Source organism: Sphingopyxis sp. YR583 (assembly GCF_900108295.1).
Lineage (GTDB): Bacteria > Pseudomonadota > Alphaproteobacteria > Sphingomonadales > Sphingomonadaceae > Sphingopyxis.
In genome coordinates, this window is sequence record NZ_FNWK01000001.1 from 1,156,186 (window position 1) to 1,169,762 (window position 13,577).

18 protein-coding genes and 1 tRNA gene are annotated in these 13,577 nt (G+C 63.5%); 10 read left to right on the top strand and 9 right to left on the bottom strand.

Annotated elements, in window-relative coordinates:
* Window positions 1–143 precede the first annotated feature (143 nt).
* A tRNA-Arg gene (locus tag BLW56_RS05245) sits at window positions 144–220 on the bottom strand.
* 71 nt (window positions 221–291) lie between these two features.
* Here BLW56_RS05245 and BLW56_RS05250 point away from each other — a divergent pair.
* Together BLW56_RS05250 and BLW56_RS05255 are read left to right on the top strand one after the other, a co-directional pair.
* Window positions 292–1,041: a queuosine precursor transporter gene (locus BLW56_RS05250; protein WP_093510798.1), complete on the top strand. Its 750-nt coding sequence runs from the start codon at window positions 292–294 to the stop codon at window positions 1,039–1,041.
* 9 nt (window positions 1,042–1,050) lie between these two features.
* A complete protein-coding gene (locus tag BLW56_RS05255; RefSeq protein ID WP_093509561.1) occupies window positions 1,051–1,410 on the top strand; it encodes a hypothetical protein in 360 nt (119 codons plus the stop codon).
* On the opposite strand, the gene purQ is transcribed toward BLW56_RS05255, so the two are convergent.
* Window positions 1,372–2,037, bottom strand: a complete 666-nt coding sequence (purQ, locus tag BLW56_RS05260) for a phosphoribosylformylglycinamidine synthase subunit PurQ (protein ID WP_093509562.1) — start codon at window positions 2,035–2,037, stop codon at window positions 1,372–1,374. The two genes, BLW56_RS05255 and purQ, sit on opposite strands and share 39 nt — an antisense overlap.
* Window positions 2,038–2,051: 14 nt before the next feature.
* On the bottom strand, window positions 2,052–2,282 hold the full coding sequence (purS, locus tag BLW56_RS05265; RefSeq protein WP_037513977.1) for a phosphoribosylformylglycinamidine synthase subunit PurS: 231 nt from the start codon (window positions 2,280–2,282) through the stop codon (window positions 2,052–2,054).
* Between the two features lie 181 nt (window positions 2,283–2,463).
* Here purS and BLW56_RS05270 point away from each other — a divergent pair, with 181 nt between their 5' ends.
* The 3 genes from BLW56_RS05270 to BLW56_RS05280 all read left to right on the top strand — a co-directional run bounded on the left by BLW56_RS05270 (window position 2,464) and on the right by BLW56_RS05280 (window position 3,877).
* On the top strand, window positions 2,464–2,637 hold the full coding sequence (locus tag BLW56_RS05270) for a (2Fe-2S)-binding protein (protein WP_093509563.1): 174 nt from the start codon (window positions 2,464–2,466) through the stop codon (window positions 2,635–2,637).
* Between the two features lie 101 nt (window positions 2,638–2,738).
* On the top strand, window positions 2,739–3,221 hold the full coding sequence (gene bfr / locus BLW56_RS05275) for a bacterioferritin (RefSeq protein ID WP_093509564.1): 483 nt from the start codon (window positions 2,739–2,741) through the stop codon (window positions 3,219–3,221).
* 236 nt (window positions 3,222–3,457) lie between these two features.
* Window positions 3,458–3,877 (top strand): addiction module antidote protein, encoded by a 420-nt coding sequence (locus BLW56_RS05280; RefSeq protein WP_093509565.1) that lies wholly within the window; start codon window positions 3,458–3,460, stop codon window positions 3,875–3,877.
* Window positions 3,878–3,978: 101 nt separating this feature from the next.
* Here the strand turns inward: BLW56_RS05280 and BLW56_RS05285 are convergent, their stop codons facing one another.
* On the bottom strand, window positions 3,979–4,782 hold the full coding sequence (locus BLW56_RS05285) for an SDR family NAD(P)-dependent oxidoreductase (RefSeq protein WP_093509566.1): 804 nt from the start codon (window positions 4,780–4,782) through the stop codon (window positions 3,979–3,981).
* Window positions 4,783–4,854: 72 nt separating this feature from the next.
* On the opposite strand from BLW56_RS05285, the gene BLW56_RS05290 reads away from it, so the two are divergent.
* Window positions 4,855–5,292 (top strand): winged helix-turn-helix transcriptional regulator, encoded by a 438-nt coding sequence (locus BLW56_RS05290; protein WP_093509567.1) that lies wholly within the window; start codon window positions 4,855–4,857, stop codon window positions 5,290–5,292.
* A 6-nt stretch (window positions 5,293–5,298) separates the two neighbouring features.
* Here the strand turns inward: BLW56_RS05290 and BLW56_RS05295 are convergent, their stop codons facing one another.
* Window positions 5,299–5,781 (bottom strand): SRPBCC family protein, encoded by a 483-nt coding sequence (locus tag BLW56_RS05295; protein ID WP_093510799.1) that lies wholly within the window; start codon window positions 5,779–5,781, stop codon window positions 5,299–5,301.
* 49 nt (window positions 5,782–5,830) lie between these two features.
* On the opposite strand from BLW56_RS05295, the gene BLW56_RS05300 reads away from it, so the two are divergent.
* Window positions 5,831–6,157: an ArsR/SmtB family transcription factor gene (locus tag BLW56_RS05300; protein ID WP_093509568.1), complete on the top strand. Its 327-nt coding sequence runs from the start codon at window positions 5,831–5,833 to the stop codon at window positions 6,155–6,157.
* A gap of 53 nt (window positions 6,158–6,210) precedes the next feature.
* Here BLW56_RS05300 and BLW56_RS05305 read toward each other — a convergent pair whose 3' ends face one another.
* The 3 genes from BLW56_RS05305 to BLW56_RS05315 form a co-directional block, all read right to left on the bottom strand.
* Window positions 6,211–8,025: a M2 family metallopeptidase gene (locus tag BLW56_RS05305; RefSeq protein WP_093509569.1), complete on the bottom strand. Its 1,815-nt coding sequence runs from the start codon at window positions 8,023–8,025 to the stop codon at window positions 6,211–6,213.
* 75 nt (window positions 8,026–8,100) lie between these two features.
* Window positions 8,101–8,853, bottom strand: coding sequence for an alpha/beta fold hydrolase (locus BLW56_RS05310; RefSeq protein ID WP_093509570.1), 753 nt, complete (start codon window positions 8,851–8,853; stop codon window positions 8,101–8,103).
* A 42-nt stretch (window positions 8,854–8,895) separates the two neighbouring features.
* On the bottom strand, window positions 8,896–9,543 hold the full coding sequence (locus BLW56_RS05315; RefSeq protein WP_093509571.1) for a 2-hydroxychromene-2-carboxylate isomerase: 648 nt from the start codon (window positions 9,541–9,543) through the stop codon (window positions 8,896–8,898).
* A gap of 149 nt (window positions 9,544–9,692) precedes the next feature.
* On the opposite strand from BLW56_RS05315, the gene BLW56_RS05320 reads away from it, so the two are divergent.
* The 3 genes from BLW56_RS05320 (at window position 9,693) to BLW56_RS05330 (ending at window position 12,955) form a co-directional block, all read left to right on the top strand.
* On the top strand, window positions 9,693–10,139 hold the full coding sequence (locus tag BLW56_RS05320; RefSeq protein WP_093509572.1) for a MarR family winged helix-turn-helix transcriptional regulator: 447 nt from the start codon (window positions 9,693–9,695) through the stop codon (window positions 10,137–10,139).
* Complete coding sequence (locus BLW56_RS05325) at window positions 10,139–11,239, top strand: HlyD family secretion protein (RefSeq protein ID WP_093509573.1); 1,101 nt, start codon at window positions 10,139–10,141, stop codon at window positions 11,237–11,239. Before BLW56_RS05320 ends, BLW56_RS05325 begins: the two co-directional genes overlap by 1 nt.
* 126 nt (window positions 11,240–11,365) lie before the next feature.
* Window positions 11,366–12,955 (top strand): MDR family MFS transporter, encoded by a 1,590-nt coding sequence (locus tag BLW56_RS05330; RefSeq protein ID WP_093509574.1) that lies wholly within the window; start codon window positions 11,366–11,368, stop codon window positions 12,953–12,955.
* Between the two features lie 165 nt (window positions 12,956–13,120).
* Here BLW56_RS05330 and BLW56_RS05335 read toward each other — a convergent pair whose 3' ends face one another.
* Window positions 13,121–13,576, bottom strand: a complete 456-nt coding sequence (locus BLW56_RS05335; RefSeq protein ID WP_093509575.1) for a GFA family protein — start codon at window positions 13,574–13,576, stop codon at window positions 13,121–13,123.
* Between the last annotated feature and the right edge of the window lies 1 nt (window position 13,577).

Genomic DNA, 13,577 nt, shown 5'->3' on the forward strand with positions numbered 1-13,577 from the left:
AATAAAACCAAGAAAGAGGCAGAATAGGATTGTCCGTCTTCCGACAAAGATTGCCGAGTTAGCTGAGGCGCTGCTAATGTGTATTGAGGCGCTCTTAGGCTGCATTTGCGGCAGTTATAGTGGGTTTCGACATCGAAGGAAAATGGCGCGCCCGGCAGGATTCGAACCTGCGACCACCCGCTTAGAAGGCGGGTGCTCTATCCAGCTGAGCTACGGGCGCGTGCACGAGGCTGTCCGCCGCGCGAATAGCGCGGTTTGCGTATGCTGCAAAGCGCGTTAAGCAGCGGCGGCATGTCAGACTCTTCTCCCCCGACGAACCGGCCGGTCGCGGTCAGCGCCGCCAGCGTACGCCATTTCCGCTATTATGATCTGCTGATGGCCGCCTTCGTCGCGATATTGCTGTTGTCGAACATCATCGGGGCCTCGAAACCAAGCTATATCGCCTTGCCCGATGGGACCCAATGGGCGTTCGGCGCGGGCGTCCTGTTTTTCCCGATCAGCTACATCATCGGCGACGTACTGACCGAGGTCTATGGTTATGCCCGCGCCCGGCGCGTCATCTGGACCGGATTCGCCGCGCTCGCCTTCATGGCCTTCATGGCGTGGATCGTCGTTGCCCTGCCGCCCGCCGACGGCTGGCCCGGGCAGGCGAGTTATGAATTCGTCTTCGGCAACAGCTGGCGCATCGTCATCGCATCGATGACGGCCTTTTGCATCGGCGAATTTGCCAATTCCTATGTGCTGGCGCGGATGAAGCTGTGGACTGGCGGCAAGCAATTATGGGCGCGGACGATCGGGTCGACGATCGTCGGTCAGGGCCTCGACAGCCTGATTTTCTATCCGCTCGCCTTCTACGGCCTCGCCGGCTGGCCGCCCGAGCAGCTTTACGAAGTCGTGCTGTCACAATGGCTGATCAAGACGCTGTGGGAAGCGGCGCTGACCCCGGTCACCTATATCGTGGTCGGCGCGTTGAAACGGCGCGAGGGCGTCGACGTGTTCGACGAGGGCACCGATTTCAGTCCGTTCAAGGCAAAGGTCTAGACCGGCGCGATGATCGAGACCTCGGCCGCCTATCAGCAGATCAAGCTGTGGCTGATCGACGGCACCGGGCTCGGCAAGGACGCGCTTCACATCTATGCCGGGCTGGCCGTTTTCCTGAGCGTGCGCGGCCTGTGGCGCTGGCGCCGCCCGGGCCTTGCGGCATGGATCGCGACGCTGCTTGTCGCGTGCGCGGCCGAATGGATCGACCTGCAGGGCGAGGTGCTGCGCGGCCGGCTCGCGCCCGATGCCGCGCACTGGCACGACATCTGGAACACGATGTTCTGGCCGACGATATTGGCGCTGATCGACGGCTGGCGCCGCCGCAAGGCGTCAGGCGAGGACGCCGAGCGCCGCCTCGAACAGGCGTAGCCCGTCGGTGCCGCCATGCGCGCGGTCGATCGCGCGTTCGGGATGCGGCATCATGCCAAGCACATTGCCCGCATCGTTCAGCACCCCGGCGATATCGCGCGCCGATCCGTTGACGCTATCGGCATAGCGGAAAGCCACGCGCCCCTCGCCCTCGATCCGGTCGAGCGTCGCTGCGTCTGCGAAAAAATTGCCGTCGTGATGCGCGACCGGAATGTCGATCGCTTCGCCCGCCTTGTAGCCCGCCGTGAACAGCGACTTGCTGTTCTCAACCGTCAGCGGCACGGTGCGGCAGACGAAGTTGAGCCCCGCATTGCGCATCAGCGCGCCCGGCAGCAGCTGCGCCTCGGTCAGAACCTGGAAACCGTTGCAGACGCCCAGCACGGGAACACCGCGGCCCGCCGCGTCGGACACCGCGCGCAGGATCGGCGACCGCGCCGCCATCGCGCCAGAGCGCAGATAATCGCCATAGGAGAAGCCGCCGGGCAGCGCGATGAAATCGACGCCGTCCGGCAGTTCGGTCTCGCGGTGCCACACCATCGCGGGCTTGACGCCGGTAACCTGTTCCAGCGCAACCGCCATGTCGCGATCGCAGTTGGAGCCCGGAAAGACGATGACGGCGGTCTTCATGGCTCGGGCTCCCCTTACGGCCGTTCGATGCGGTAGTTTTCGATCACCGTATTGGCGAGCAGCTTGGCGCACATCGCGTCGAGGTCGGCGTCGCTCGTCCCGTCGGCGACATCCAGCTCGATGAAGCGGCCCGCGCGAACGTCGGCCACACCGCCGAAACCAAGACCCTCGAGCGCATGATGGATCGCCTTGCCCTGCGGATCGAGCACCCCCGGCTTGAGCGTCACATAGACATTCACTTTCATGGGGTCGGACCTTTGCTTTGGCGGGCGGGGAATATGGGCGCGCCTATGCCCGCGAATCACTTTTCGGGCAAGGCCCGGAACGGCGAAAATGTCGCTGTTCACATTGCGAACCAGTCGCATCTTTCCTGTTGCGAATCCTTCGCACTATCCCTAAATCGGAATTGCTGAGAAGGATTCGCACATGGTCGTCTGTGTCTGCAACGCAATAAGAGAAAGCCAGCTGCGCGATGTTGCGCGCGACGGCCAATTGCGGTGTGCCAAGGCGGCCTATGCGCAACTGGGTCGCAAACCCAAGTGCGGCCAATGCCTGCCTTTCGCTCGCAATATCATCAGCGACGTCACCGCGACCGCCTGATTTTTCTTGGTTTTCCGCCATTTTTGACCTTGGCCTGATGGGGCCGGGGCGCCTATAATGCGCCCACTCCATTCCAAGACAAAAATGACAGGACTGACACCATGAAGGGCGACGAAAAAGTCATCGATTTCCTCAACGAGGCGCTCAAGAACGAGCTGACCGCGATCAACCAATATTGGCTGCATTACCGCATGCTCGACAATTGGGGCGTCGCGCGCCTCGCTGCATTCGAACGCGAAGAGTCGATCGACGAGATGAAGCACGCCGACAAGCTGGCCGATCGCGTCCTCTTCCTTGGCGGCCTTCCCAACTTCCAGCTTCTCGGCCGCCTGCGCGTGGGTGAGACGGTCGAGGAAATCCTGCGCGCAGACCTCGCGGTCGAGGAAGAAGCGATCCCGCTGCTCAAGGATGCGATCGCCCATTGTGAGAGCGTGCGCGACTATGTCAGCCGCGACCTGTTCGCCGACATCCTCGAAAGCGAAGAGCATCATGTCGACGAACTGGAAAAGCAGTTCGAGATGATCGAGCGCATGGGCATCGAAAATTATATCCAGCTCCAGTCGAAGCCCGTGAGCGACGACTGACAGCGATTCGGCGGCACATGGGCAAGTCAACGCCCATAAGTCGTTGATAAGAGAGGCGCTTTCTGGCGCCTCTTTTTTGCTTGTATTTGCGAATAATTCTCAATAGCAAGGTGGGGCAGTCCCCTCCTGCCGGCCGCTGCAACTTAAAGCTGCGCTTTAAAGCGGCCGGCATCTTTTTCGAAAATCGATGAGAGCGATGGACGGACGGACTGCATGGGCCGGGAGAAACGAACCTCATGCAAAGCAGCGAGCTGATCCGCATATTGTCCGAACAGCCCTTGGTGCGCGACTTGTCGGTCGATGCGGCGCAGGCCGTGCTCGCCCTCAGATACTGCATCCTCTGCCGCCGCAGCGAACGCGACCCGATGCCCGAACTTGAACGGCGATGGGGGAATATCCTTGCGGCGCGCCGTTACCGCCTTGTGGTCGAGGCGATCGGCCACGTCTGGCCCGAACCCTTTGCGGTTGCTCCGCCCTGCTGCCCGCGCGTCAGCTTCGACGAGGCGCTGCTCGCCGCGATCGTCGGCGCGGCGTCCCGTCGCGACCGCGTCCAGTTCGACTGGCTGACCGCCGAAATGCTCGGCAGCGACGCACGCGAGATGCTTTTCGTCGCGCTCGAAAACTTCGTTCGCGCGCGGGCGCCCGGACGGGTCTGATTTCCGTGTCGGGCTGGTCGGCCGACTGCCCCATACCGCGGCCATTCGGGGCCGCGATAACCGAAAGGGCGGCCTTCGTCGGTCGACCGTCCTTCCGCACCTCAGACCGCTTCGTTCACCCGATAACGCGGCGCCACATCGCGCTTCGACAGGTTCGGCGCCATCGCAAGCCGAGCGGCATGATAATCCTTCCACTGGCCTTCGTCGGCGAGCGGCGGGATCGTCACTTCCTCGCCGCGATCGAGCCCGAGGAGCGCCGCGTCGACAAGGTCGCCCGCACCCATCACCATCTCGGCGGGAAACGCATCGACATCCTTGCCCGAACGCTCCCAGATTTCGGTGCGCGTCGCACCAGGGAGCACGGCCTGTACATGGAACCCCTTCTCACGGCCTGTGGTCGCGAGCGCGTGGCTGAGGTTGAGCAGAAACGCCTTCGATCCGCTGTACACGCCCTCGAACGTCTCGGGCGCGAGCGCGAGGACCGAAGCGATGTTGACGATCGCACCCTTGCCGCGCGCACCGAACGCCTTGCCCGCCGCGATCGCGAGCCGCGCCGCGGCGGTGATGTTGAGCGCGACGATCGTCTCGATCTCGGCCGCGCTATTCTCCAGCGTGCTGCCGTTCAGCGACATGCCGGCATTATTCACGAACAGCGTGATGGCGGCATCGTCGATCAGCCGCTGTTCGATGCGCGTCACATCGTCGCTTTTGGTCAGGTCGGCGGCGATCACATCGACCGCCACGCCATATTCGGCGCGAAGCTTGACCGCGAGTTCCTCCATCTGCGCGCCATTGCGCGCGACGAGGATCAGGTCGTGTCCGCGCTTCGCGAGGCGGTCGGCATAAACGGCACCAAGGCCGGTCGAGGCGCCCGTTATCAGGGCCGTTCCAGTGGGAATAGTCATTGTCTTTCTCCTTTGCAGGCGGCCCGCTACGGGTCACTTGCAAAATGATAGTGACTGCATCATATGAGTTCAATGAGCGACGATGAAAATAGTTCGGGCACCTGCCCTGTCGATCGCGGGCTGACGCGCGTCGGCGACCGCTGGAGCATGCTGGTGCTGCGCGATATCGAGCGCGGGCTGACGCGTTACGAGCAGTTGCGCACAAGTCTCGGCATCGCGCCGAACATCCTGTCGCGGCGTCTGTCGGCGCTTGTCGAGGCCGGGCTAATTATAAAGAAGCGCTACAGCCAGCGCCCGCCGCGCGACGAATATCTGCTCACCGATGCGGGACGCGATTTCCTGCCGATCCTGATGGCGATCGGCGCGTGGGGACGGAAATATAACGGCGGGGGCGCGCTCAGCCAGCATCTCGATGTAGCGACCGGTGAGGTCGTGCGCCCCGTGGTGGTCGACGCCAACACCGGTGCCCCGATCGGCACCCGCCCACTCAAAATGGAATATCCCGACTGACGGCCGCTACTTGTACATGCCCTCGCGCAGGTTGATTCCGTGTTCGATCCAGACCTTGAGCGCACACAGCATCTGCGACCAGCCCTGACAATTGCCATAGGAGGCGCCCAGCGCGCCCTGATTCTCGCGCCAGCCTTCCTCGGCGATCTCGACTAGCGTGCGCCCGTCGTCGAGGCCCTTGAAGCTCATCGTCACGCGCGTGCGGTAATCGGCGTCTTTCAACTCGCCGCCTTCGACATTCGGCGCTTCGCCTTCGTTCGCCTGCCATTCGAGAACGATTTTTTCGTCCGCGACGACTTCGATCACATAAACGGGAAATGCGCCGGGAAAATCGTGGAAATCCCATTCGACCGTCGCGCCGGTCTCCAGCCGCCCTTTCGCACCGCCGGTGGTGAAATAGTTCGACAACTTCGCGGGGTCGGCGACCGCCTCGAACACCTCATGCACCGGCTTCGCGATCCGCGCTGCGACCCTGAATTTCAGTTCCATCGACATTCTCCGCTTGAGTCGGCTGGATTTTATGTTATAAATTTATAACATGTCAATCCACGAAGAATATGACAAAGTTTTCAAGGCACTGGCGTCGTACATCCGCCGCCAGATCCTCGACACGCTTCGCGACCAGCCGATGACCACAGGTGCGATGTGCGCAATGTTCGAGAAAATCGACCGCTGCACCGTAATGCAGCATCTGAAAGTGCTGGAAGACGCTGGCCTGGTGATTGCCGAACGCCGCGGCCGCGAACGCTGGAACCATCTCAACGCGATGCCGATCCAGGATATTCACGATCGCTGGATCGGCCCCCACGCCGCAGCGGCCAGCGCGAAACTCGCACGCTTCAAGCAGGCAGTCGAAGCACAATGAAAAAAGGCCGGGGCGTCCACCCCGGCCTTTCTGCTTTCAGTTGATCGCCCGGCTTACCAGCCCTGCGGCTTACCCTTGTTCTGAGCGTCGAGCCACTTCTTCAGCGGCGCGAAATAGTCGGCCATAGCCTTGCCTGACATTTCGCGACTACCGGTGAAGGCCTGCAGCGCATCGGGCCACGGTTTCGACGCGCCCATTTCGAGCATCGCGTTCAGCTTCGCTCCGACTTCCTTGTTACCATAAAAGGAGCAGCGGTGGAGCGGGCCCTTCCAGCCTGCCTGCTTGCACGCCGCCCGATAGAATTGGAACTGCAGCACGCGCGCGAGGAAATAGCGCGTATAGGGCGTGTTGCCCGGGATATGGAATTTCGCGCCCGCGTCGAACGCGTTCGCCGGCCGCTCCCCCGGCGGGACGATGCCCTGATATTGGGTGCGCAGTTCGGTCCATTTCTTGTTGTAGTCGGCGGGCTGGATCGAGCCATCGAAAACGCCCCAGCGCCAGCGATCGACGAGCAGGCCGAAGGGCAGGAAAGCGACCTTGTCCATCGCCTGGCGGAGCAGCAGCCCGATATCCTTGTCGGCGCTGGGCACCTTGGCCTTGTCGAGCAGGCCGATGTCGACCAGATATTGCGGCGTGATCGACAGCGCGACGAAATCGCCGATCGCTTCGTGGAAGCCGTCGTTCGCGCCGTTGAGGTACAGGAACGGCTGCTTGTTATAGGCACGCTGGTAATAATTGTGGCCGAGTTCGTGGTGGATCGTGATGAAGTCGTCGGCATTCACCTTGATGCACATCTTGATCCGGATATCGTCCTTGTTATCGACGTCCCATGCCGAGGCATGGCAGACGACTTCACGGTCGGCGGGCTTCAGGAACTGGCTGCGCTTCCAGAAGGTTTCGGGCAGCGGCGCCATGCCGAGCGACGAATAGAAATTCTCACCCGCCTTGACCATGTCGAGCGGCCCCTTGCCCTTTGCGGTGAGCAGATCTCCAATATCATAGCCGAGGTCGCCGGTTCCCGCGGGTGCGACGAGCGGGTAGATATTGCCCCATTCCTGCGCCCACATATTGCCGAGCAGGTCGGCACGGATCGGGCCGGTCTTCGGCTGCACCGCATCGCCATATTTCTCGTTGAGCTTCGAGCGGACATAGGTGTGGAGCGCCATGTAGAGCGGCTTCATGTCGTTCCAGATCTGCTCGGTGACCTTCGCGAATTCCTCGGGCGGCATGTCGTAACCCGAACGCCACATCGCGCCGGTGTCGGCGAAGCCAAGCTCCTTCGCGCCGGCATTCGCGATGCCGACCATCTTGGCATAATCGTCCTTCATCGGCGCGCCGACCTTGTCGTGCCAGCTCGTCCACATTTCGGCGAATTGCGTCGGCGTATTCGACAGATTGCCCATCTCGGCCTCGATGTCGGAGCCCGAGATTTCCTTGCCGTTCAGCGTGCCGCGGCCCTTGCCGTACTGCGACTGCAGATCGGTCGCGATCGTGTTGAGCTCGGTCGCGGCACCCGGCGTCGTCGGTGCTGGCAGGACGATACCGGTGCGCAAGATGTCGAGCTTGCGCTTCGTATCGGCGCTGAGCCCTGCAACATCCTTATATTTCGCGGCCTCGAGCGCATATTTGACCGATTTCTCGGTGCCGACGGCGTTGATCCGCGATGCCATCGCATCGGTGTCTTCGGTCAGATAGGTGCTGTTGACCCAGTTCACCTGGCTCGCCTCGACCGTATAGTCGAACAGGTCCTTTTCGACCGACGCGATAAAGGCATCGGCATCGGCGGCGGTCGGCGCGGCTTGCGCAAGCGCGGGGGTCGCGACCACAAGCGACAGGGCAAGCGACAGCGTGGAAATCATGGCTTTCATGGGGTGCGTCCTCTGGATTATTCTGGCCGCGCTCTGCGGCGCATGGCGACAGCTAGGCGCTTGCCGCGAGTCCGGTCAAGCGGTCAGGAAGGCAGCGATCGCCTCGCCGAGTTCGGGCTGTGTCACGCTCGACATATGCGTCCCCGGAATCGTCGCCAGCCGCGCATCGGGAAGCGCCGCGACCAGCTCTTCGGCCGATCCATTGTCCTGATCCTGCTCGCCGCACACGACAAGCGTCGGCATCGTAAGCGCCGCCAGCATCTCCGGCGTCGTGTCGGTAAAGCTGTCGAGCAGATGCCCCGCGGCGATGCGGTCGACCTTCATCGTCTTCATGAACTGGATCGACAGCCATGTGTCGTCGCCGCGCTTCGCCGTTTCATATTCGGCGATCACCCGCTTGAAGAAGCGCCCGCGCCGCTGCCACCCGGCGAGCCCCGCCAGCCCCATGCCTCCGAGGATCAGCCGTTGCGGCTTCATCCCCGCCACCACCGCCCGCGCGCTCGTCCGCGCACCCAGCGAAAAGCCTCCAAGGTCGAAATCGCCGAGACCGAGGTGTACGACCAGATCATTGAGGTCGTGGACCAGCACGTCCGCCGGATAATGCTCCTCCTCGTGCGGCGCGTCGCTCGACCCGTGGACGCGCAGGTCGGGCATGATCACGCGATACCCTTCGGCTGCGACGCGCGCCGCGGTTCCGAACTTGATCCAGTTGACCTCCGCATTCGAAAACAGGCCATGAAGCAGGACGATGGGACGCCCTTCGCCGAGTTCGCGCCACGCCAGTCGCACGCCGTCGCGCGCCTCGAAAAATTGGGGTTGGTTCGTCATGCGCCGCGCTATGCGCTCTTCGCGGCCTGTTCGGCAAGCGCCTCAACGCGGGCGCAGCCCCTTTTGCTCCATGCGCCACTTCGCCATTTCGATCCGATCCTGCCCAAAAAAGGGCTCTCCATCGAACACCAGGGTCGGCACGCCCCAATGGCCCGCGATCTCCAGCGCGACCTGATTGGCAGCAATCTCGTTATCGAGCGTTTCGGCATCGCTGACCGCTTCGGCGTCGAGTTCGGCAAGATCGAGGCCCGCGCGTTTCGCTGCGCCCGCCAGATGGTCGCCCAAATGCCAGTCCTGCGCCCCGCCCCATATGAGCTGCGCGGCCTCATGCGCGAAGGCGAGACTCTTCCCGCGCCGCGATGCGGCCTGCCCCAGCCGAGTCAGGCGATAGATATAGGGCTGCTCGGCCGCGATTGCGCGTGTCGCCAGATCCTGAACGATCGGGTCGGGGCGCGGCGGGCCGAAGGGAATGCCGTGAAACTGCGCCACGCGGATCATGTCGCGCACGGTGTAGCTCAACCAGTTGGGATGGTTGCGTTCGAAGAAGTCGGGCTGGCGGATCGCCAGCGGATAGACCGGCCGCAGATTGATCGTCAGGTCGTGGCTCGCGGCAAGAGCGCGATAGCGGCCGATAGCGAGGTAGCTGTACGGCGAACGAAAGGACCAGAAGAGGTCGGCGGTCAATGTCATGACGTCATCCTGCCGCAAGGATTTGCGGGCGGCAAGAGTCTGGGCAAGCGATGGTCGGATGCGCAACTTCTCGATCATTGCGCACATCGCGCATTGCGCACATCGCGGCGTTATTGAATATAGTAGCAATTGCTATTATATCTTATGACATGAGTGAAACGATCGGATTCCTGCTGAACGATACCGCGCGCCTGTTCCGGCGCTCGTTCAACGCGCGCACGCGCGATAGCGGGATCACCGCGCTGCAATGGCGGCTGATCACCTACCTCAAGCGCCACGAGGGCATCCGGCAGGGTCCGCTTGCCGAACTGATTGAGGTCGAGCCGATCACGCTGTCGCGGATGGTCGACCGGCTGGTCGAGGCGGAGCTGGTCGAGCGCCGCGCCGATCCTGCCGACCGCCGCGCCTGGCAGCTTTACCTGACGCCGCGCGCGGGCGAGCTGCTGGGCGGAATGCGCCCGATCGCCGACGCGCTGACCGCCGAAGCGATGGAAGGGCTGAGCCCTGCCGAAATCGACCAACTGCTCGGCCTCGTCGAACGCGTCCGCGCCAACCTGTCCCGCCGCATATGCCAAAAAGAAAAAGAGACCGCCTGATGGACCAGCTCTCCCCGTCCCGCCCGAAAGCCGAAAACGCGGCCCCTCCCAAAGCGGCGCCGAAGGCCGACCCCTTGCCTGCCCCCGCTCCGGCGGCCGAAGCCGCGCCCAAGGCAAGCTGGCGCACACGCATCCTGATGTTCGGCCTGCCTGCGCTGCTGATCGCGGGCGGCGCCGGCTGGTGGCTGACGAGCGGCGGGTCGGTGTCGACCGACAATGCCTATGTCCAGATGGACAAGGTGTCCGTCGCCGCCGAGGTCGGCGGACGGATCACCGAAGTTGCCGTTCGCGACGGCCAGCAGGTGACGAAAGGCCAGCTGCTGTTCCGCATCGACGGCGAACCCTATGCGCTGACCGTCGCGCAGGCGACTGCGGCAATCGATGCCGCCGAGGTCGAGGTCGGCAACCTGTCGGCGAGCGCGAACACGTCGAGCGTCGACATTGCCGCGGCGCGCGAGGACGTCAAATTCGCGCAGGTGACCTTCGACCGACAGGCGGCGCTGATGGAAAAGGGTTTTACGACCAAGGCCGCCTATGACGCCTCGCGCCACGCGCTCAGCCAAGCACGCGAGAGCGTGCGCCAGGCCGAAGCCGCCGCCGCCGAAGCACGAACCAAGCTGGCCGCCGGCCCCTCGAGCGGGATCAATCCACAGGTCGAGGCGGCGCGTGTCCAGCGCTCGCAGGCCGAGGTCAATCTGGGGCGCACGACAGTCCGCGCGCCGAGCGCCGGCCGCGTCGCCCAGTCGGACCGGCTGCAGATCGGCCAGATGATGGTCGCGGGGCTGCCCGCGGTCACGCTCGTCGACACGGCGCATCCGTGGGTCGAGGCCAATTTCAAGGAAACCGACCTTGCCGACATGCGCGTCGGGCAGCGCGCCGAAATCAGCTTCGATGCCTATCCGGGCGTCAAGGTGCGCGGCCATGTGCTGACGATCGGCGCGGGCACGGGCAGCGAATTTTCGGTGCTGCCGGCGCAGAATGCCACGGGCAACTGGGTCAAGGTGACGCAGCGCGTGCCGGTGCGCATCGCCTTCGACGAAAAGCCCGCGCGTGACATGATCGCGGGGCTGTCGGCCGACGTCCGGGTGTTTACGAAGTAAAACGATGGCGCTTGCCTCCTATCCTTCGTCATTCCCGCGAAAGCGGGAACCCAGTTGCGACGTCTGCTCGCTGGGTTCCCGCTTTCGCGGGAATGACGAGGTTGGTTTGAAGACGAACGGCCGCTGATGGCCAGCCGCTCCCTCCCCCGCCGCTCGGCCGCCGCGGCTCTTCCCGACGATGACAGCATCCCGCTGCACGAACGCGTGCGATATCGCGGGCTGCTGACGGTCGCCGTCATGGGCGCGTCGATCATGCAGATCCTCGACACGACGATCGCCAATGTCGCCATCCCGCATATGCAGTCGGCACTGGGCGCGACAAGCGAGACGGTGACGTGGGTGCTGACGAGCTATATTCTCGCCTCGGCAGTCGCGATGCCGATCACCGGCTGGCTTGCCGACCGCATCGGGCGGCGCGAATTGTTCATGGCAGCGGTCGTCGGTTTCATCATCGCGTCGATGGCATGCGGCGCCGCGCAATCGCTCGAGCAGATGGTCGCCTTTCGCTTCCTGCAGGGAGTCAGCGCCGCCTTTATCGGGCCGCTGTCGCAATCGGTGATGCTCGACATCAACCCGCCCGAACGCCACGCGCGCGCGATGTCGATCTGGGGCATGGGGATCATGATCGGGCCGATCCTGGGGCCGATATTGGGCGGCTGGCTGACCGAAAGCGTCAACTGGCGCTGGGTCTTTTACGTCAACCTGCCCGTCGGGCTGCTGACGCTCGCGATGATGTGGGCGCTGCTGCCCAAGACAAAAAGCGTCACGCGCCGGTTCGACCTGTTCGGTTTCTCGATGCTCGCGCTGGGGCTTGCCGCCTTGCAGCTCATGCTCGACCGCGGCGCGCATCTCGACTGGTTCGACAGCATCGAAATCTGGATCGAACTAGGCGTCGCGGTCTCGTGCCTGTGGATGTTCATCGTCCACATGTTCACCGCGCGCGCGCCCTTGTTCAGCCGGCTGATGTTGGCCGACCGCAACCTCGTCACCGCGATGGGGTTCATGATCGTGATCGGCGTCGTGATGTTCGCATCGATGGCGCTGCTGCCGCCGATGCTGCAGAATCTGTTCGGCTGGCCGGTGATCGACACCGGCGTCATCCTCGCGCTGCGCGGGATCGGTATCCTTGCGAGCATGTGGGTCGCTGGACAATTGCTCGGCAAGATCGACGCGCGCTGGATGGTCGGAACCGGGCTGCTCATCGCGGCTTATTCGCTGTGGCAGATGAGCCACTGGTCGCTGGAAATGGGAATGCAACCGGTGATCATCAGCGGGCTGGTGCAGGGGCTGGGCATGGGGCTGATCTTCATTCCGCTGAACACCATGGCGTTCGCGACGATCCAGCCGCAATATCGCACCGACGGATCGAGCCTGCTCAACCTGTTCCGCAGCATCGGCGCGTCGGTCGGCATCTCGATCGTGACCACCCTGCTCGGCGCGAATATCCAGACGAGCCACGAGGATCTGGCTGCGCATGTCACCAACAGCTCGGTCGCGCTGCTCGACCCGTCGACCGCCGACCGTTTCGGGATCGCGGGCGATACCGCGATGGCGATGGTCAATGCCGAGATCAACCGGCAGGCGGCAATGGTCGCCTATATCGACGATTTCTGGCTGATGATGTGGGTGACGCTGGCGTCGGTGCCGCTGGTGCTGTTGCTACGCCCGCCGAAGCCGGGTGGGCCGCGGGCGTCGGCGGCGGATATGGGGCATTAGGGGCGGGGTCGGCTTGGGGTGGGGAGCTGCCATCTCTATCTTCGTCATTCCCGCGAAAGCGGGAACCTAGAGCGGCCGTCGGCTGGCCTATCGCTGGGTTCCCGCTTTCGCGGGAATGACGAAGTATAGGAGGCCGAGCGTCCGCAATCGGTCGTTAGCTGCCGCTCAGACCTTCCGACGCGCCATCGCGAGCCGCATGAACTCCGCCGGGTCGGGCGTTTCCTCGAAGGTCGGCACCGCCGGGTCGATCGCGATCCAGCCGCGTTTCCGGCTGGTCCACATATGCGCGAAGGGTTCGAGGCCCGAGGGGTCATCGAGCGTCCCGCCGCGCACGATCGTCATCGCCGGGTAGACGGTGTTCGCATTGCACACGCGGCTGAAACAGTCGGGGCAATGCTGGTTGTTCGTCGTCCCGCCCGACGGGCGCTCGGTCGAAAAGATCACGCTGCGCCCGGTCAGCGTCAGCGCGTCCGTCGACACGATCACCTGATCGGCAAAGGCGCTCGCGGTCGATTTCTGGCAGTCGAGGCAGTGGCAGCAATAGTTGAGCAGCGGGCCGTCCTGATCGAAGCGGTAGCGCAATTGGCCGCAGCGGCAGCCGCCGGTGATTTCCCGCGCCATA